At 70.3% G+C, this 18286-nt stretch carries 15 protein-coding genes and 2 pseudogenes; 6 read left to right on the top strand and 11 right to left on the bottom strand.

The features are described 5' to 3' along the window. A pseudogene (locus AB0M27_RS41190) lies at positions 1-88 on the top strand (transposase); the annotation flags it as partial. A gap of 49 nt (positions 89-137) precedes the next feature. Here AB0M27_RS41190 and AB0M27_RS41185 read toward each other — a convergent pair. Then, positions 138-776 carry a diguanylate cyclase gene (locus AB0M27_RS41185; protein WP_365730187.1) on the bottom strand — a complete coding sequence of 213 codons (639 nt, stop codon included), beginning with the start codon at positions 774-776 and terminating at the stop codon, positions 138-140. A 101-nt stretch (positions 777-877) separates the two neighbouring features. Here AB0M27_RS41185 and AB0M27_RS41180 point away from each other — a divergent pair. Both AB0M27_RS41180 and AB0M27_RS41175 read left to right on the top strand, forming a co-directional pair. Continuing rightward, a pseudogene (locus AB0M27_RS41180) lies at positions 878-1834 on the top strand (GlxA family transcriptional regulator). A gap of 148 nt (positions 1835-1982) precedes the next feature. Then, the gene (locus AB0M27_RS41175) at positions 1983-2882 is read left to right on the top strand and encodes a LysR family transcriptional regulator (RefSeq protein ID WP_365730185.1); all 900 of its coding nucleotides are present in this window, start codon (positions 1983-1985) and stop codon (positions 2880-2882) included. On the opposite strand, the gene AB0M27_RS41170 is transcribed toward AB0M27_RS41175, so the two are convergent. Further along, positions 2851-3090: an SDR family oxidoreductase gene (locus tag AB0M27_RS41170; protein WP_365730183.1), complete on the bottom strand. Its 240-nt coding sequence runs from the start codon at positions 3088-3090 to the stop codon at positions 2851-2853. The genes AB0M27_RS41175 and AB0M27_RS41170 overlap by 32 nt on opposite strands. Before the next feature lie 408 nt (positions 3091-3498). Here AB0M27_RS41170 and AB0M27_RS41165 point away from each other — a divergent pair, with 408 nt between their 5' ends. Further along, a complete protein-coding gene (locus tag AB0M27_RS41165; protein WP_365730181.1) occupies positions 3499-4263 on the top strand; it encodes an SDR family oxidoreductase in 765 nt (254 codons plus the stop codon). 351 nt (positions 4264-4614) lie between these two features. Here AB0M27_RS41165 and AB0M27_RS41160 read toward each other — a convergent pair whose 3' ends face one another. The 7 genes from AB0M27_RS41160 to AB0M27_RS41130 form a co-directional block, all read right to left on the bottom strand. Further along, positions 4615-5406: a maleylpyruvate isomerase N-terminal domain-containing protein gene (locus AB0M27_RS41160; RefSeq protein ID WP_365730179.1), complete on the bottom strand. Its 792-nt coding sequence runs from the start codon at positions 5404-5406 to the stop codon at positions 4615-4617. 27 nt (positions 5407-5433) lie between these two features. After that, positions 5434-6198, bottom strand: a complete 765-nt coding sequence (locus AB0M27_RS41155; RefSeq protein WP_365730178.1) for an enoyl-CoA hydratase/isomerase family protein — start codon at positions 6196-6198, stop codon at positions 5434-5436. A 446-nt stretch (positions 6199-6644) separates the two neighbouring features. Continuing rightward, the gene (locus tag AB0M27_RS41150; protein ID WP_365730189.1) at positions 6645-6929 is read right to left on the bottom strand and encodes an MFS transporter; all 285 of its coding nucleotides are present in this window, start codon (positions 6927-6929) and stop codon (positions 6645-6647) included. Between the two features lie 26 nt (positions 6930-6955). Beyond that, positions 6956-7792, bottom strand: coding sequence for an alpha/beta hydrolase (locus tag AB0M27_RS41145; RefSeq protein WP_365730176.1), 837 nt, complete (start codon positions 7790-7792; stop codon positions 6956-6958). Positions 7793-7904: 112 nt separating this feature from the next. Then, a complete protein-coding gene (locus AB0M27_RS41140) occupies positions 7905-8591 on the bottom strand; it encodes an alpha/beta hydrolase (RefSeq protein WP_365730175.1) in 687 nt (228 codons plus the stop codon). Between the two features lie 140 nt (positions 8592-8731). Further along, the gene (locus AB0M27_RS41135) at positions 8732-10966 is read right to left on the bottom strand and encodes a helix-turn-helix domain-containing protein (protein WP_365730173.1); all 2235 of its coding nucleotides are present in this window, start codon (positions 10964-10966) and stop codon (positions 8732-8734) included. Positions 10967-11132: 166 nt separating this feature from the next. Beyond that, complete coding sequence (locus AB0M27_RS41130) at positions 11133-11825, bottom strand: alpha/beta hydrolase (RefSeq protein ID WP_365730171.1); 693 nt, start codon at positions 11823-11825, stop codon at positions 11133-11135. 313 nt (positions 11826-12138) lie between these two features. On the opposite strand from AB0M27_RS41130, the gene AB0M27_RS41125 reads away from it, so the two are divergent. Beyond that, on the top strand, positions 12139-14937 hold the full coding sequence (locus AB0M27_RS41125) for an AAA family ATPase (protein ID WP_365730169.1): 2799 nt from the start codon (positions 12139-12141) through the stop codon (positions 14935-14937). A gap of 62 nt (positions 14938-14999) precedes the next feature. Here AB0M27_RS41125 and AB0M27_RS41120 read toward each other — a convergent pair whose 3' ends face one another. Next, the gene (locus tag AB0M27_RS41120) at positions 15000-16502 is read right to left on the bottom strand and encodes a long-chain fatty acid--CoA ligase (RefSeq protein WP_365730167.1); all 1503 of its coding nucleotides are present in this window, start codon (positions 16500-16502) and stop codon (positions 15000-15002) included. 197 nt (positions 16503-16699) lie between these two features. Here AB0M27_RS41120 and AB0M27_RS41115 point away from each other — a divergent pair, with 197 nt between their 5' ends. Continuing rightward, the gene (locus AB0M27_RS41115; RefSeq protein WP_365730165.1) at positions 16700-17962 is read left to right on the top strand and encodes a helix-turn-helix domain-containing protein; all 1263 of its coding nucleotides are present in this window, start codon (positions 16700-16702) and stop codon (positions 17960-17962) included. 54 nt (positions 17963-18016) lie between these two features. On the opposite strand, the gene AB0M27_RS41110 is transcribed toward AB0M27_RS41115, so the two are convergent. Further along, the coding region (locus AB0M27_RS41110) for a thiamine pyrophosphate-dependent enzyme (protein WP_365730163.1) at positions 18017-18286 on the bottom strand (270 nt) is incomplete at its 5' end.

The following is an 18286-nucleotide window of genomic DNA, read 5'->3' as shown; positions in this document are numbered from 1 at the left end:
GCCGGCGCACTGGAAGAAGATCTGGTCGACCAACCCGCTGGAGCGGCTGAACAGGGAGATCAAGCGGCGGGCCGACGTCGTCCTTGTTGTCGGAACCCCGTGGGGTGGCAGCGGCCGGTTCGGATCGTTCTGGCCGGTCATTCGGGCCAGTCGGAGTTCTTGATGACCTCGACGAAATCGGTGGGCCGGAAGCCGGGAACGTAGTGAGCCAGCACATCGGCCTTGACGTTCCCGAAGGTGGTATCGGGGCGGTCCTCGATGCCTTCGGTGAACGCGGCAAGGATCGGGATCTTGAAATCCGGGCGCGGGTGCGCCGCGACGACCGCCGCGCGCTGCTCGTCCGAGATCGCGTGATAGCCGATCCCCAGGACGTCCAGCTCGACACCGCGGGTGACCAGGGCGATCTCGGGCGCCATGTGCAGCGGGATCTCCGGGGTGGCGTGCAGGGCGATGCTCGTCCAGACACGGTCGGCCGGCTCGCCGGTGATGCCGTGGGCGTGCAGGAAACGGCGGGCCTCGTCGGCGCCGTCGATCTCAAAGCGCTGGTCGGCGCGGCGGAAGCGCTTGGCGAGCCCGAGGCCGTGGAACATCGCCCCCAGGTACAGCAGTTCGGGGTCGTAGCCGAGCTTCTGCTCCCGGCCCCGCAGCGAACCCCACAGGAAGACCCGCCGGGAGTGGTGGAACAGCAGCGGCGGGGCCGCCTCGCGGACCAGTTCGGTCGCTTCCCGCGCCAGCGCGCTGTCCGGAATCTTCACGTCTGCGATCATTTCCCTCATCGCTCGTCCGCCTCCTTGCCGGATCGGTGATCTGCCCCCAGGGTCACCGGCGACGCAGGCTGGGCCATGTCCCTGCTGCCAGGAAAACCGCGGATTCGGACATGGCACATCGAGTTGGCTTTGTGGTCTTCGACGGGGTGACCATGCTGGATGTCAGCGGTCCGTCGGAGGTGCTCCATCAGGCGGGTCGGCTCGCTGCCCCCTATGAGCTGGTACTGGTCTCCCCACGTGGGGGAACGGTCACCACCTCCGCCGGGCTGGCGCTGACCGGCACGGTCCCGGCGGGCGACGCGGGTCCGGTCGACACGGTCGTGGTCGCCGGAGGAGACCGGCTGGCCACGGAGCCGATCGAGGACGGGCTGCTGACCGCGGCCCGCTTCCTCGCCGCGCAGGCGGCACGCGTCGCCTCGGTGTGTACCGGCGCCTTCGTCCTGGCGGAACTGGGCCTCCTCGACGGCCGCCGCGCGACGACACACTGGCGGCACGCGACCGCGTTCGCCCGCAGCTACCCCCGAGTGCGCGTCGAGCCGGACGCCATTCACGTCCACGACGGCCGCTACGTCACCTCAGCCGGCATCAGCGCGGGCATCGATCTGACCCTCGCCCTGGTGGAGGACGACCACGGCGCCGGCGTGGCGAGGGACATCGCGCGCGAACTGGTCGTGTTCATGCAACGTCCCGGTGGCCAGTCGCAGTTCTCCACGGCCATCACCACCCCGCCGGCCCGCAGTGACCTGCTGCGCTCGCTGATCGCGTCCGTCCTCACCGATCCGGCAGCCGACCACAGCCTGCCCGCCATGGCCGCGTCCACGGCTGTCAGCCCCCGGCACCTGGCCCGGCTGTTCCGCGCCGAACTGGGTACCACACCCGCACGCTGAGTCGAGCGGGTCCGCCTCGACCGCGCCCAGCAACTGCTCCTCGAGGGGCACAGCGTCACCTCGGCCGCGCATCACAGCGGGCTCGGCTCCGACGAAACCCTCCGCCGCGCGTTCGCCCGCCATCTGGGCACCACGCCGACCCACTACCGCAGACGCTTCGCCACCACCCGACAGCGGTAGTGCCGGGAATTCCCCGATGAGGCCCGTAATTGAAAATTCGTACCCGGGGCCTGCGGCCGTAGCCTCCTGCACCGGACGTTATCGGCGCCATGAGCCAAGGCAGTGGCCGGTCGTGGATCCGGCGTTTTCGGCATGGTGCGATGGGGGCATGGAGTTGCGGGAGTTGCATGCCTTCGTGGCAGTGGTCGAAGAGGGCGGCTTCTCGGCCGCGGCCCGGCGGTTGCACGTCAGCCAGCCGGCGCTGTCCCAGACGGTCGGTGGTCTGGAGCGGCAGCTCAGGGTGAAGCTGCTGGTGCGCAGCAGCACCGGCGTGCGGCCCACCGACGCGGGCGTCGCCCTGCTCGGGGAGGCGCGTGCCCTGCTTGCCCGGCGTGATCAGGCATTGCGGACGATGGCCCGGTACACCGGCGGGGGCGGCGGCGTGCTGCGGATCGGCATTCCGCTGGAGTTCCCCTCGCGGCTGCTGAGCCCCGCGCTCACGGAACTGGCCGAAGCCTGCCCCGACACCCGGGTACAGGCCCGCCACCTGTCCACGTCCGAACAGGTGGTGGCGCTGCACGCCGGCGAGCTCGACCTCGGGCTGCTGCGGGAGCGTCCGGCCGGGCAGGAGTTCGACGCGATGCTGGTCAACAGGGAGCGGCTGGGCGTGCTCCTGGCCGCCGACCAGGCGGCGGAGCTGTCCGGGCCGGAGGGGATCGCGCTGGACGCGTTGGCCGGACTGCAGTGGGTGGCTTTCCCTCGTTCGGACAGCCCCGCCTGGTACGACGAGCTGACGGCGATCCTGCGCAGCCATGGTCTTGATCTGGGAGCGCAGGCACCCGAGGGGCAGCGGCTGATCGCGGAGGTGAAACTGGCGGCTGTCAGCGCCGGGCGGGCCTTTGCGCTGGCTCCGCCGGACTGGTCGCAGCCCATTCCCGCGGGCGTGGCGTGGTCGCCGCTGGCCGGGCACCCTCTCATTCGCCGGACGTGGGCGGTGTGGCCGGCGGATTCGCGGCGGCAGGATCTGGGACGCCTGATCACCGCGTTCGAGCAGCCGTCCACCGGCTGATCCCCGCGGCGGCCACAGGGCCGGGCGACAGGTGAGGTCGGACGGCGGTGCGACCGCCGTCGACGGGCAGGACAGCGCCCTGCACAAAGCTGCTTGCCCCGTCATCGGCGAGGTAGGCGATCGCGGCCGCGATCTCCGCGACGGACGCCGGCCGTCCGGCGGGCACCTGAGCCGCCAGACTCTTCGCCCGCAGGGATGCAGACGTCATGGCCGGTTCCCTTCCGTTGATGTCGGGATACGCGATCGGCGTACGGGCAGGGACACGGCCGCTGTGTCGGAAAGACGCAGAAGGTACGGCCGTCGCAGCTCCACAGCATCATCGGCGACGGGGCCCCGCAACTGCTCCGGGGCAGGGCACCAGCCGAGAACTCCGGAGCTCTGAGCAGTCGGCCGAACGGGGTAGCTGCCGACGGATTCTCCAGGCTTCAAGCGGCGGGCTTATACCGGCCATCGCCACGGTCTATGGCCGACACGGAATCCCCCCGAAGAAGCGAACGCTGTAACCGCTCGGCACCCCACAGGGTGGCCTGGAACCCGGCCCGAAAGTCGGCACCGATGTCGCAGCCGGTTCCATTTCTGGCATGGAGCGAATTCCAAGATGGAGTGGACCAGAATCATGGGAATGTTGGACGGCAAAGTTGCTCTGATCACCGGGGGAACGTCCGGAATCGGCCGGGTCAGCGCGCTCCTGTTCGCGCAGGAGGGTGCGAAGGTGGCGATCACCGGGCGCCGGGAGGACGCGGGCCGGGAAGTGGTCGAGGAGATCACGCGGGACGGCGGCGAGGCGCTGTTCATCAAGGCCGACGCGACGGACTTCGGCGGAGCGAGGGCAGTCGTACGGCAGGTGGTCGACCACTTCGGCCGCCTCGACGTGGCCTTCAACAACGCCGGCACCGCCACGGCCGGGCCGCTGACCGAGCTGGACGAGAAGGCGTGGGATCACCTCGTCGACGGCAATCTGAAGGGCACCTTCTTCTCTCTGCAGGCCGAGGCCGACCAGATGAAGCGGCAGGGCGAGGGCGGGGCGATCGTCGTCAACGGATCGGTGTTCGCCGAACTCGGCACCCCGGGCATTTCCATCTACAGCGCCAGTAAGGGCGGCGTCGCCGCACTCGCCCGCGCGGCGGCGGTGGAGCTCGGGCCCGACGCGATCCGGGTGAACACCGTGAACCCGACCGTCATCCGCACACCGCTGACCGAGAGCGGCATCACGAAGAAGGAGGACGGCTCCGAGTACCATCCGCACGGGGAGAACATCCCCCTCGGGCGCGTCGGCGAGGCGCACGAGGTCGCCCAGGTGGTGCTCTTCCTCCTGTCCGACCGGGCCTCCTTCGTCACCGGACAGTCGGTCATGGTGGACGGCGGACAGAGCGTCAACTGATTCGACGGGGAGCGCCCCGTGTCCTGGTCGACCAGGACACGGGGCGTTCACCGTCGAATCGGTCTGCGCGGAGCGGACGATGCCAACTTTGTTCACCAGGCATCGATGGCGCCGCTGCGCAGGACGGTTTCCTCGGTTCGCCGACCGGCCCGACCGGGCGGCGGCCGGCGGCGTTCAGGCGGTCGGCCGGCGCCCGGCCGATGCCTCGTGACGCGCCGGAGACCAGCACTCTTCCGGAAAACACGGATTCGGTGTCCTGCAGGGTGTTGGGGCAACGCGTGGCCTCTCGCCGGCACGGCGCCGCCGGAGCGTGCTTCCCGGCGGCGCCGTGGTGGGGTTTCGCAGGCCGGTTCAGTAGCCGGGGAACAGCGACCGTAGATCGTCGAGCGTGGCGACGCCGGTGACCTCGACACCGTCCTGTGGCCTGTTGCGGCCGTAGACCAGCCGGAGCACTGCCTCGGCGGTGCCCGACACGGTTACGGCAGGTTCGGCGGGCTCGCACGGGTAGACGTGCAGTTCGGCGTCCAGATCGAGCAGCAGCGTGCGCTGCGCGTCGGTGAGTTCCACCGCGAACTGGAGGGGGCCGAGCCGGGCCAGAGTCTCCGCGTCCCGGAAGCGGGTTGCCACCAGGTCGAGGCGCTGCCACAGGAGTTCAACCTCCCGTGCGGGAATCGTCGAGGCCGGGTCCTGGGCGACCGTGATGTCCCAGGCGTGCACGGACTGTTCGGAGAGCCGGTATCCGGCGTAGTCGGCGAGGCCTAGCAGTCCGCTGAAGTACGGCACGCGCAGACTCTCGCGTTGGTCGGGGGTGAGCCCGTCCAGCAGGTGCAGATGGCGGGCGTCGGCCTCCTGCCAGGCGGCACGCTGGGCCGGCCCCGGCAGGGCGTTCCAGCGTTCCCAGACCGGCAGCAGTTCTTCGCGCTGCGGGCCCCTCGTGCTGCCCTTGAGGCCGCGTTCCACCAGGGTGGCGCAGATCTCGGCGGCGCTGCCCAGGTGGGACAGCACCTGGGCGATGCTCCATCCGTCGGCGAAGGACGGCCGGGACAGATCCTCGTCGGACAGATCGGCGACAGCGGTGTCGAGTCGGTCCGAGCTGACGCGCAGTGGTGCGAGCCAGTGTTCCGGGGGAGTTGTGTGCTGCATTTTCGCTCCGTCGTCGCGGCGGCGGTCTCAGCCCTGGTGGACGAGATCGGCCGCGGTCAGGCCCTCCAGGGCCATGCCGAGCTGGGTGCCTTCGGCGATCCGGCGGCTGACGCGCTGGCGCAGGGTGACCGCCAGGTAGCGGGTCAGCAGTTGTGGCCTGGCAGCCAAGGTCTCGGCCAGCTCCTGGGCGCGGGGCAGGACCTTGTCCAGAGGCAGCACCTCGGCCACCGCACCCCAACGTTCTGCCTGTTCGGCTGTGAAGGAGCCCTGGGTGAGGGCGAGATGGCGGGCGCGGTTGAGGCCCAGGGCTTCCTCCCAGACGATGTGGATGCCGTCGCCGGGGACGATCCCGAAGGTCAGGTGCGGGAAGTCGCTGAAGACGGTGGTGTCCGCGGCAACGACGATGTCAGCCAGAAGGGCGTACTCGCTGTGTACCGAGGCCGGGCCGTTCACCGCGGCGATGATCGGCATCTCCAGGTCCACCAACCGCTGCATCACACGGCGGCCCTCGCTGAGGGTACGGTCCCACTGGCCGGGCTTGGTGATGTCGCCCAGGCTCGCGCCGTCGATGTCGGTCATGAAGCGGTCTCCGGTACCGGTCAGCACCAGCACCCGGTTGTCCCGGTCCTCACCGATCTCGTACAGGGCACGGGGGAAGTCGGTGTGCAGCCGACCGGTGAAGATCGCCGGGCCCTGGTCGGTGTGGAATCGCAGGGTGAGCACCCCGGAGGAGGTCCGGCTCATCGCCAGATCGGGGAAGGCGGTGAAATAGGCGGGGGTTCCGCTCGTCACGGTCTGCTCCTTGGTCCGTGGATGCGCTCGGTGGCGTCGCATCCTTGTGACCAGAGAACCTCCCTACCTGCCCGATCCGTACCCGTCGGCCAGACCGCCGGCCGAGGTCGGCCATAAGCGAGCCTTCTGGCCGACCCCCGAGGTCGCCGGTCACGCATGGCGCGGTGAACGCGTCGGGCGCAAGAGGCCGACCCTGACATGCGGTGGAGGAGTGTGAATCAACGGCGTCTTGTGAACAAGGAAGAGAGCCATGAGGACCGAGCCGCCGTGGAGCCGACGCCCGACCCGGAGCCGGCCGAGGTGGTGTCCGGAACGACGAGGCGACGAGGACGGACTCGCCCCGGGCATCGCGTAGTCGGAGCCCGGCCACTCCCCCTCGCCGCAGGCGCCGGGGGCAGGGCTTTCCGGCCCGCCCACGTCATGCGCCAGGCGGGGTCCGTCTACGATCAGTCGCCATGGACCGGCGGGAGCGGAACGCGCGGCTGAGGCAAGTACGCCGACGGCGCGTTGCGGTACAGGGCCATGGCCAGGGCGCCGCAGCCGTACAACAGGCCTGACGCCAGAAGGAGCTGATGGCCCGTCAATATCTCGCGCGGCGAGCCCGGACACAGCGCCCCAGCGACGGCGCCCACGCCGAGCGCCCCGAGCAGCAGGCCGTGGCCGCCGGAGCCCTGGTGCGGGTGGTCGCCGGCGATCATGGGCAGCAGGGCCCACAGAGCACCGGCGGGCAGGACGAACAGGGTTGGTGGGCCGGAGGTCAGGTGGTGGCCCTGGCGGCGTCTTCGATGAGGCGGGCCGTGGTGTCCGGGTGGCTGATCATGGCGACGTGGGACGCCCCCGGCACCTCGACGACGCCGTGGGCCCCTGCGCGCTGGTAGAAGAACCGTTCCAGGGCGGGGGGTATGGCCTTGTCCTCGCCGGCGACCAGGCCCCAGGAGGGGATGGTGTGCCACGCGGCAGCGGTGGTGACGTCGGTGAAGGAGGAGGCGCTGAAGGGCCGCTGGGTGGCCTGCATGAGGCGCGTGGTGGCGACGGGCACGTCGGCGGCGAACACCGCCCGGAACCTGTCGGCCACCAGGTACAGGTCGGTGCCGGTCGTGCCGTCGGGGTTGGGGTAGGGCACCGCCTGCGTCGCGGCCTGGATGATGCTGCCGGGGTACTTGTTGATCAGAACGCCGAGCTGCTCGCCCTGGTCGGGGACGAACGCGGCGATGTAGACCAGTGCGTTGACGTTGGGGATTCCCGCCGCCGCGTTGGTGATGACGGCACCGCCGTAGGAATGGCCGACCAGGACGATCGGACCCGGGATCGACTTGAGGACACTGGCGACGTAGGGAGCGTCGGTGGGCAGGCCACGCAGTGGGTTGGCGGGGGCGATGGTCGTGTAGCCGGCGTGCTGGAGGCGTTCGACGACGCCGTTCCAGCAGGAGGCGTCGGCGAAGCCGCCGTGCACCAGCACGATGGTCGGTCTGGCTCCGGCCGTGGCGCGGTCCGCGGCGGAGGCGGCGGAGGCGAGCGGTCCCATCAGCGCTGCCGTACCTGCGACGGCGGCACCGGTGGCGATCACTCGGCGGCGGGTGAGTTCAGGGCCCATAGGAGTCTCCTTCAGAGCGGGTCGGGACAGGAGCAGGTCCCGCACGGCCTCCAGCCGAGCGAGACCTGCCGGCGATGCGGTGCGGTGGCGCCGTTGCCTCTAGGACTGGCCGTTAAAGTCCTTGGGCGGCCTGGGCGATGACGGCGGCCACGACGGCCGGGCGGGACACGTAGACGGCGTGGCTGCCGGGAGTCTCGGTGACGGTCGCCCTGGCCCGCTCGGACATGACCCGCTGGGCGGGCGGCGGGATCATGTGGTCGTCCGTGGCGACCAGGTACCAGGACGGCTTGGTCTGCCAGGCCGGTTCGGTGACCGCCCCGCCCAGCGCCTCGACGCCCCAGGGGACCTGGGAGTCGGCCATGAACGCCGCCGCCTTCTCGGGCACGTCGGCGGCGAAGGAGGCCGCGAACCTGTCCCGGTCCAGGAACAGGAAACCGTCCTGGGGCGGCAGGATCGGCGGGACCGGCGCCCCGGGCGGCGGGTCGGCGATCAGGGAGCCGACCGACTCGCCCTTGTCCGGCGCGAACGCGGCGATGTAGGCGAGCGCCGCGACGTTGGGGTGGTTGCCGGCCTCGGTGATGACGACACCGCCGTAGGAATGGCCGACCAGCACGGCCGGCCCGTCGAGGCCGTCGAGGACCTGGTGGGTGGCGGCGACGTCGCCGGCCAGCGACAGGGTCGGGTTCTGTACGACGGCCACCCGGTAGCCGTCGGCCGTCAGATGGTCGTAGACCCCCTGCCAGCCCGATCCGTCCACGAAGCCGCCGTGCACGAGCACGATGTTCCTGATGGTTGACATGGTCGCTCCTGAACTGGGGGGACAGGCCATGCCGTCTGTCCCGGTGCGCACAAGTCAAGTCGTGGGGAATCGGCCGGACCATGCAGAGCAGCACGCAGAAGTACCCGCACGAGCTCCGTGGGCGTCGCCCTTCGACGGGGTCAGGGGGTGGCGGTCGCCAGGGCGTGGCACCGGCCGCTCGCCTCGGTGTCGCCGATCGCTTCGTAGGCCTGGGCCGCCCGCGCGTAGGCACGGCGGCCCTCGTCGGCCCGGCCTTCCTCTGCCAGCAGGGCGGCCAGTGTTTCCAGGGCTTGGGCCTGCCGGTAGTCGGACATCTGGAGCGTGTCCAAGAGGTCGATTCCCTCGCTGAGCGTGGTGATCGCCTCCTTGCGGCGGCCGAGGCGGCCGAGACAATGGCCGATTCGGACCAGCGCGACGGGCCGGCAGTGAGCTGCGACGCTCGGTGTCATCCCTGACCCCGGGTCGTCCATCAGAGCGAGCAGTCCGAGGTATTGCTCCAACGCTTCGGCGTAGCGCCCCTCGTCACGAAGGCAGTTGGCGATGGCGGCGTTGCTCTGGACGTAGGAGTCGGTGTCGCCGATGGTCTTGAACATCTCCGCTGCCCTGGAAGACGGAGCGATGGCCTCGTTAAGTCGGCCGAGCAGGTGCAGTGACCAAGCGGTGTACTCGTGTGCCCAGGCGATCTGCGCGGTGGCGTCGGCTCGGGTGGCCAACTCCAGTGCCTCGCCCGCATACCGCCGTACGGCCTCCGGGGCGCTGGGCGGCACCGAGTGAACCCAGGCCAGATAGTTCAGCTGGGTCGCCTGCTGCGCCAGGTCGCCGAGGGCGGCGGCGGCTTCCGCCCCCCGCGTGAAGACCTCCTGCCAGTGCGGGCTGTGCGCCCACCGTTCGGAGAACCAGTGCATCGACTCCGCGCAGTCGAGGACGAGGGTGTGCCGGCCACTGTCTGCCGCGGTCCGCATCGCACCCAGCCAGTTGTCCACGTTCACCCGCAGCCACCAGTCGGCCTCCTCCGCGGAGGACGGGACGGCGAGATCGGGGTCGGGCCGGTTGGGACGGCCGTAGCCGGGTTCGAACCACCGCCCGGACAGCGTGGCCATCCGCAGCAGCCACGACGTCACCCTTCCCGTCAGCGCGTCGCGCCCGGTCGCGCCCTCCTCCTCGTGGAGCCGGTCGCGGGCGAACAGGCGGACCAGGTCGTGGAAGCGATAACGGCCCGCGGCGCTGTCGTGCAGCAGGCCGAGGTCGACCAGGTCGTCGAGAGCCTCCCAGGCATCCGCGATCGACACCCCTCCGGCGACGGCCGCGAGGGCGGCGTCGAAGTCCTGCCCGGGCACGACGGCGAGCCGCCGGAACATCCGCCGCGCGGAATCGGCGAGTTGCTCGTACGACATCCCGAAGGCGTTGGCGATCTTGAGATCGCCGGCCCTGAACTGATCCAGCCTTCGCTCCTCGTCCGCCAGCCGGGCGGCGAGTTCGGCGGCGTCCCATCCGGGTCGGCTGACCAGCCGGTTCCCGATGATCCGCAGGGCCAGAGGCAGACCGCCGCACAGCTCGGCGAGCCGGGTGAGGGCCGATTCCCCGTCGGACGCGGAACGTTCGCCCAGGATCCCGGTGAGCAGTTCCGTGGATTCCGGCAACCGCAGGGGCCCGAGGACGAGCCTGCGCACGCCCTCCAGACCTGCCAGCAACCGTCGGGTGGTGATCAGCGCCCGGCCCGCGCCCCCTCCCGGCAGCAGCGGGCGCACCTGCTCCTCCGACGCGGCGTTGTCGAGGACGATCAGGACACGCCTGTCCCGCAGCAGCGACCGGTACAGGGAGGCGCGCCCCTGGGTGTCGCCCGGGATCTGCTGGTCCGCGACGCCGAGCGCCCTGAGCAGCGTGCGCAGAGCGTCGTCGGCGGACAAAGGCCGCTGGGACATGCCGAACAGATCGAGGAAGAACACCCCGTCGGGAAAGCTCGGCCGCACGGAATGCGCGGCACGAATCGCGAACGTGGTCTTGCCCAGACCCGCGGAGCCCGTGATCAGCCCCACCACACCGACACCGGGCGAGCTCTCGGCGTACACCAACTCGCTCGTCCAGATCAGTTCCGCGGTACGGCCCGTGAAGTCCTCGACGGACCGGGGCAGTTCACACAGACCGCTGGGACGCGTCCAGTGATCCCGCAGCCGGCCGTCGCGCGCCAACTCGACAAACTGCTCGCGGGTGTCCTCCTTCAGCGCGAGCGCGTCCGCGAGTGCTGCCACGGTCCGGTGCTGGGGCCCCCTGCTCCGTCCACGCTCCATGTCCGACAGGGTCCGGGCGCTGACCCCGGACACCTCGGCCAACTGCTCCAGCGTCAGACGTGCCGCGCGCCGGTGACCGCGCAACACCTCTCCGAAACCAAGACGTCCGGTGATGGAGCACACCCCCTTTCTGGAGCGAGGCCATCCCTGCCGGGCGAGAGCGGGAGTCTCACCCCGCAGCAGGTGGCCGGCGTGCCTGATGGTTCGGTCGGCCGGGTGTTGCGCCTTGGCCGTCCGGGGTCGGGGCCTGCCCTCAGCGGCCGGTGGCCCGCCTGATGAGGTCGGCGACCGCACCGGGCTGGGACACGTGGACGGAGTGGCTGCCGGGCGTCTCGACGGTCCGGGCTCCGGCCCGCTCGGCCATGGCGCGCTGGACGGGCGGGGGGATCATGCGGTCGTCGGACGCCACCAGGTACCAGGCCGGCTTCATGCGCCAAGCCGGCTGGGACACGGTCCCGTTGAGGGCGTCGACGCCCCAGGGGACCTGGGAGTCCGCCATGAACGCGGCCAGGTCGGCGGGGAGGTCCGCGGCGAAGGCGGCGGCGAACTCGTCGCGGTCCAGGAACAGGTGGCCGTCCCGGGGCGGCAGGATGGGCGGGACCGGCGCGCCGGGCGGCGGGTCGGCCATGAGGGTGCTCACGGACTCGCCCTTGTCGGGAGCGAACGCCGCGACGTAGACGAGGCCGGACACCTTCTGGTGGGTGCCGGCCTCGGTGATCACGACGCCGCCGTAGGAGTGGCCGACCAGGAGGGCCGGGCCGTCCAGGGCGTCGAGGACCTGGTGAGTGGCGGCGACGTCGCCCTCCAGCGACAGCGTCGGGTGCTGCACGATGCTGACCCGGTACCCGTCCTTGGTCAGTCGCTCGTGCACTCCCTGCCAGCCGGAGCCGTCCACGAAGCCGCCGTGGACGAGGACGATGTTGCGGGGGTGCGCGTTCTCGCTCATCACTTCTGCCGTTTCATCGGACGGATTCGGGCGGATGGGGTCCGCGTAGAACGCTAGAAGGCGGTCGGACGTCGTCGATTCCGTCATGTGACGTAGTTCCGTGACGATGTGACGTGGTTCGGTGGACGCCGGTCGGCCGATCGGCCGGGGGCGATGGGCCGCCGCTTGCGGATTTCCCCAAGGCCTCGTCGGAGGGTCGCGGTACCTGCCCGAATCCGTTCGGCGGGGGCTAGCATCTGGGGACATCTCGTGCTGTACCGGCCGTGCGTCCTGCGGGTGTTGCCGCCCGCTCCGGGCGCGGTGGGGGGCGATCATGGTCGACCGGTTCATCGACGAAAGTGACGGCATCCTGGTCGGCCGGGACGCCGACATGGAACGGCTCGGCGTCTTCCTGGCCGGTCTCCCGCGTCATGGCGGATCACTGGCGCTGGTGGGAGAGCCGGGCGTCGGGAAGACGGCGCTGCTCGCCGCTGCCGCCCAGGAAGCCGAGGCCGCGGGGATGCGGGTGCTGCATGCCGTGGGTGTGCAGTACCGGGCCCAGGCCAGTTACGGCGCTCTGCAGCAGCTGCTGACCTCGGCACCCGAGATCCGCTCACAGGCGACGAGGACACCGGCCCTCGCCGGTGCCCTTGGCTTCGAGCAGGGTGCGGCATCCGGGCACGATGCGGTCGCCGAGGCCGTGGTGTCGCTGGTCGCGGGCCTTTCCCGCGACGTTCCCGTACTCCTGGTGCTGGACGACGCGCAGTGGCTGGACCGGGCAAGTGCCGTCGTCCTGGGGCAGGTTGCGCATCGGCTTGTGGGTACCGGCGCGGGGTTGGTGTGCGCGGTCAGGCTCGGGGAGGAGAGTTTCTTCGACCACAGTGGGCTTGCGGTACAGGAATTGGGTCCGCTCAGCGAGGCCGCGTCCGAGGAGTTGCTCCGCCTTCGCTTCCCGGCACTCGCCTCGCGGGTCCGACGGCGTCTGATCGCCGATGCCGAGGGCAATCCACTGGCGCTGCTGGAACTCCCTGCCGCGCTGACCGAGTCCCAGCGCACCGCGTCCCAGGCTCTGCCGAAGTGCATCCCGTTGACCCAGCGGCTGCAGGCGACCTTCGCCTCCCGCATCAGGGCGTTGCCGGCGGTCACGCGGCACCTGCTGCTCGTCGCCGCGCTGGAGGGCAGTGGCAACATGCTCATCGTGCGCCGCGCGGCGGCCGGTCGGTGCGGCCTGAAGCACCTGGCTCCGGCAGAGCGCATGCAGCTCGTACGCGTCGACGACACGACCGGGCGGCTGGGATTTCGGCACTCGCTCATCCGCTCCGCGGTGGTGGATCTGTCGACCAGCGACCAGCGACGCCATGTGCATCGCGCCCTCGCGGAGGCATGGACCGGGGTCCCGGAGCAGCGGGCCTGGCATCTGGCCCAGGCCGCCGTCGAGCCCGACGAACAGATCGCCGCCCTGCTCGAGGAAGCCGCGGATGTCAGCGCTCGCCGCGGGGACGGACCGAACGCGGTGGCGGCGCTGGTGCGCGCCGCCGAGCTGAGCCCGGCGGGGTCCGCGTACGCTCGGCGGTTGGCCAAGGCCGCGTACGTCGGCGCGAACCTCACCGGCGACGTGCGTGATGTGCCGCGCCTGCTGGACGACGCGCGACAGGCCGCCCCCGATGCGGAATCCCCGGCGGTCGCGGTGGCCGCCGCGGCGTATCTGCTCAACAGCTACGGGGACATCGACACGGCCCATCGCCTGCTGTCCGGCGCGATCGCCCTGCAGCCCGAGCCCTACGACCTCACCGACCCCACCCTGCTCGAAGCGCTGGCCACCTTGTTCATGGTGTGTGTCCATGGCGGCCGGCGCGAGCTGTGGTCGGACTTCGACGCGGCGCTGTCGAAGTGCGCCTCGGTTCCGGACACCCTGCGGCTGTTGCGGGTCACCTTCGCCGATCCGGCCCGGGCCCGCCCAGCCGACTGGGCCCGGCTCGACGCCGCCGTCCAGGCGCTGCACGGCACGTCGGATCCGGTGCGCATCGTGCGGATCGCCACGGCCGGCGCCTACGCGGACCGCCTCGGTGCGATGGAAGAGCCGCTACGGCTCACGGCCCGAGGCGGACTGAGCGGGCAGAACATGTTCCCCGCCATCCAGGCCTCGTTCCTGTGGAGCAGTCATGCCTTCTTCACCGGCCAGTGGCCAAAGCTCCGCCAGGTGGCCCAGCAGGGTCTGCGCTGGTGCGAGGAGCTCGACTATCCGCTGCGTTCCTGGACCGGCAAGTTCGTACTGGCCTGCGTCTCCGCGGTCTGCGGCGACTACCCGGCTGCTCGGGGGTTCGCCGATGAGATGGACCAGTGGGCCGGGTCCCGCCGGGGCCATGCCGTCGGTTGTTACGCCGCCCACGCCAGGACGCTGATCGCCCTGTCACAGGGCGACTTCGAGGAAGCCTGCCGACACGCGTGCAAGATAACGCCGGCCGGCACGTTCGCGCCGTTCGCCGGGCATGCGTTGTGGTCGGTCCTGGATCAGGTGGAGGCCACCGTGCGCACGGGCCGGCGCGAGAAGGCCGTCGACCACGTCGGGGCGGCCAGGGAAGCCGGCCTCGAAGCGGTGTCACCGCGGCTGCACATGGTCCTGCTCGCCGCGGCCGCCCTGGCGGCGGAAGGCGACGAGGAGGCCGCACTCGGGTTCGGCGAAGCCCTTGCCGTCGACGGGGCCGAACGCTGGCCCTTCGACCACGCCCGGATACGGCTGTACCACGGTGAGCGACTCCGCCGCAGCAAAGCACCGGCCCGGGCCCGCGAGCATCTGAGTGCCGCCGCGGAAACCTTCGAGCGGCTCGGCGCCCACCCGTGGACGGAGCGGGCCAACCAGGAACTGCGCGCCTGCGGCATGCCCGTGCCCGCCCGTGTCCTGCCCGGAGGACCCGCTCTGACGCCGCAGCAGTGGGAGATCGCTCGCCTGGCGGCCACAGGCCTGACCAACAAGCAGATCGGGGAAAGACTCCTGCTGTCTCCTCGGACCGTCTCGACCCATCTCTACCAGCTCTTCCCGAAGCTGGGCGTCACGTCCCGGGCCGCGCTGCGCGACGCGCTGGAGCAGCTGGACCCGCCGGATCATCGAAGCCAGGACTGCGGTCTCGGCTGATCGACGGCCTTGAGACAGTGCCGGAAGCCATCCCCGTATCCGAGCCTGTGACGTCGCGCACCTCATCGCCCCATCAGCTCGGCCGGCGGGACGATCTCCCTCTTGAGGATCTTGCCGGTGGGCCCTTTGGGCAGGGCGTCCGTGATCCACACCTTGCGCGGATATTTGTAGGCGGCGACCTGGCCCTTGACGTACTCCCGCAGTTCCTCGGCCGTGGTTCGGGCGCCCGGCCTGAGAACGACCGCCGCCCCGACCTCCTCACCGAGATCGGGGCTGGGGAGACCGATGACCGCGGCGTCGGCGACGTCCGGGTGCTCGTACAGCACGTCCTCGATTTCGCGGGGGTACACGTTGTACCCGCCTCGAATGATCACGTCCTTCGTCCGTCCGACGATCCAGAAGAATCCGTCCTGGTCCACCCGGCCGAGGTCGCCGGTGTAGAACCACCCGTCCCGGATCGCGGCGGCGGTCTCCTCGGGGCGCTGCCAGTACCGCTTCATCACGTTGTGCCCGCGGATCGCGATCTCGCCGGTCTCCCCCTGCGGTACCTCCTTGCCGTCCCTGTCGGCCACCCGCATCTCGACGCCCCGGATCGGGGTGCCGACCGAACCAGGCCTGGGCCCGGCCTGCAGGGTGTTGAACGAGGCGACGGGCGAGGTCTCCGACAGTCCGTACCCTTCGAGGACGACGCAGTCGAACGCGGCCCGGAAGTCGTGCAGTACCTGGACCGGCATCGCGGCGCCGCCGGTGAGGGCCAGACGCAGCCGGGAGACGTCGTAGGCGTCCCGGTCGGGCTGCTGCACCAGCCTGCTGTACACCGTCGGCACCCCGGCGAAGACGGTCACGCCGTGCTCTTGGATGACGCGCAGCGCTTTCCCGGCGTCGAAGCGCGGCAGCAGTGTCAGGCACGCGCCGGAGGCGACGGCGGCGTTGAGGGTGCAGGTCTGTCCGAAGGCGTGGAACAGGGGCAGCCCACCGAACATCACGTCGTCGGCCGTGAGCTGGAGCAACTCGTCGGCGACGATACGGCAGTTGCGGGTGAGGTTGGCGTGTGTCAGTTCGGCGCCCTTCGGCTCGCCGGTGGTCCCCGAGGTGTAGAGAACGACCGCGGTGTCGTCCTCGTGGCGGCTGGTCAGGTCCTCGACGGACCGGGTGGACTCCAGGAGCTCGTCGATTGCCCCGGGGCCGACGGTGACCGCCGCCGCGTCCGCCCGCTGCGCCCCGGCCTGTGCCTCGTCGGCGAAGGTGTGCCAGGCGAACAGGAGCCGGGCGCCCGAGTCGCCGAGGTAATAGACGACCTCACGGGACTTGAGCAAGGGGTTCATCGGGACGACGACGCCGCCGGCCCGGAGTACGCCGAAGTAGACGAGGGCGAACTCCGGCACGTTCGGCAGCATGATCCCGACGCGCTCCCCGGGTTTCACGCCCCGGTCGTGGAGCAGCCCTGCCATGCGGGCGCTGTACTGGTCGAGCATGCGATAGGAGACAGTGGTGTCCGCGAGACGGAGCGCGGCGCGATCCGGGTGAGTCCGGGCACTGCTCACCACATGGGATGCGAGGTTCATGCCGGTTCCTTTCCGTCGTGCCCGGGCAGTTCCGGCTCGGCCCGGACGAATTCGCCGCCCGTTGTCCCGACCGTCGGGGTGGTAATGGGCGCCGATGGACTGCTTGCGTCCGACGGTATTCACGCAAGTCTGCCGCGGTAGGGCCCGTCGCGTCCGCAGAAGCGGAGGGATCACGGGCCGCGCTGTAGCATCGGACCATGGCTGCGGAGCATCCCGAGGCCGCAAAACGACTGTCCCTGGTCGCGGAGAACGTGGGTTCGCACCTCCCCGAGGTCAGCCGCGACATCGGGGAGTATCTCATTGCCGAAATCCCGGAGCTCCGGGGAGATGCAACCGTCATCAAAATCCTGCATGCGAGCGTCGCGGAAAATGTTGCCACGCTTCTGCATGTCTTTGAGAACGACATCCCTCTGGAGAGGATCGAGGGACCTGCGGCTGCCCTTGAGTACGCCAGGAGGCTGGCTCAGAGAGGTATTCCCTTTCCCGCCATGGTCAGGGCCTACCGGCTCGGGCACTGGCGTCTGCTGCGGTGGTGTCTGGACGAGCTCGACCGTCAGGACGCCGACTGCGAGCTCTCCGCCGCGACCAGCCAGCGAATGCTGCAGGTGAGCTTCGGCTACATCGACCGGGTGACCGAGCACGCCATCGTGGTCTACGGACAGGAGCGCGATCACTGGCTGCTCAGCCGGACCGCGGCGCGCGCCGCACGCGTGCGGGACATCCTCGCCGAGAACCACGTCGACCTCGCTCGGGCCGAACCAGCTCTTGGTTACCGGCTTCGGCAGCATCACCTCGGGCTGGTGGCGTGGTCGCCCACGCTGAACGGTGGGGGTGAGGGCCTCGCCCGGATCCACCGGATCATCGACGAGATCGCCGCGAAGCTGCCCTGCGCCGCCGGCCCGCTGTTCGTCCCCCGGGATGCGGCGCTGTCCTGGGTCTGGCTGCCGCTCGGCTCGCACGACGACGTCCCCTGGAAAGAACTGACGAACGTGCTCGAGCGCAGCGACCCTTCCATTTACATGTGCGCCGGGGGCGTGGGGTACGGCATCGAGGGATTCCGCTCCACACACCGGCAGGCACTGCGCGCGCAGCAACTCGCGGAAGCGGCCCGGCCAGCCCCTCGATTCACCGACTTCCCCACTGTCGCGCCCATCGCCCTGATGGCTGGAAACATCGAGGACATACGCGCCTGGGTGTGGGGCGTCCTGGGTCCCTTGGCCATCGATGACGAGAACAGCGCACGGCTTCGGGAAACCGCGCTGATCTTCCTGGACAGCGGCTGCAGTTACACCGCCACCGCCGGTGCGCAGATCCTGCACAAGAACACCGTGCAGTACCGCATCCGGAAAGCCGAGGAAATCATGAGGCACCCGGTCCAGAAAGGGCACATCGATCTGGAGGTCGCGCTGCGCGCCGTTCAGTACCTCGGCTCGACGCTTTTGCGCACGAGCCCTGAATGACACGCTCGGTGATGCCGTCACTGGCGAATCCAGCCGATCGTCCGGGCCCGTTTCCTACAGCATGGCCTGCTGGGGTTGTGTGGTGACGACGATGACGGTGGTGGTGCCGGCGGTCAGGGCCGCCTTGAACTCCCGTTCCAGGCCCTCGGTGGTCTCCACGTCGACCGCGCGGCATCCGAAGCCGCGGGCGACGGAGGCGATGTCGAGCCCGGGCAGGTCGAGCCCCGGCACGCCGGGGGTCTCCTCCAGCACCGCGAACGACTTGAGGATGGAGTACTCCTGGTTGCGCATGACCACGTACACGATCGGGAGGTTGTGCTGGGC

This window comes from Streptomyces sp. NPDC052107 (genome assembly GCF_040680215.1).
In the GTDB taxonomy this organism is placed as follows: Bacteria; Actinomycetota; Actinomycetes; order Streptomycetales; family Streptomycetaceae; genus Streptomyces.
The sequence above is the reverse complement of the archived record's forward strand: the minus strand, read 5'-3'. Positions and strand labels throughout refer to the sequence as shown.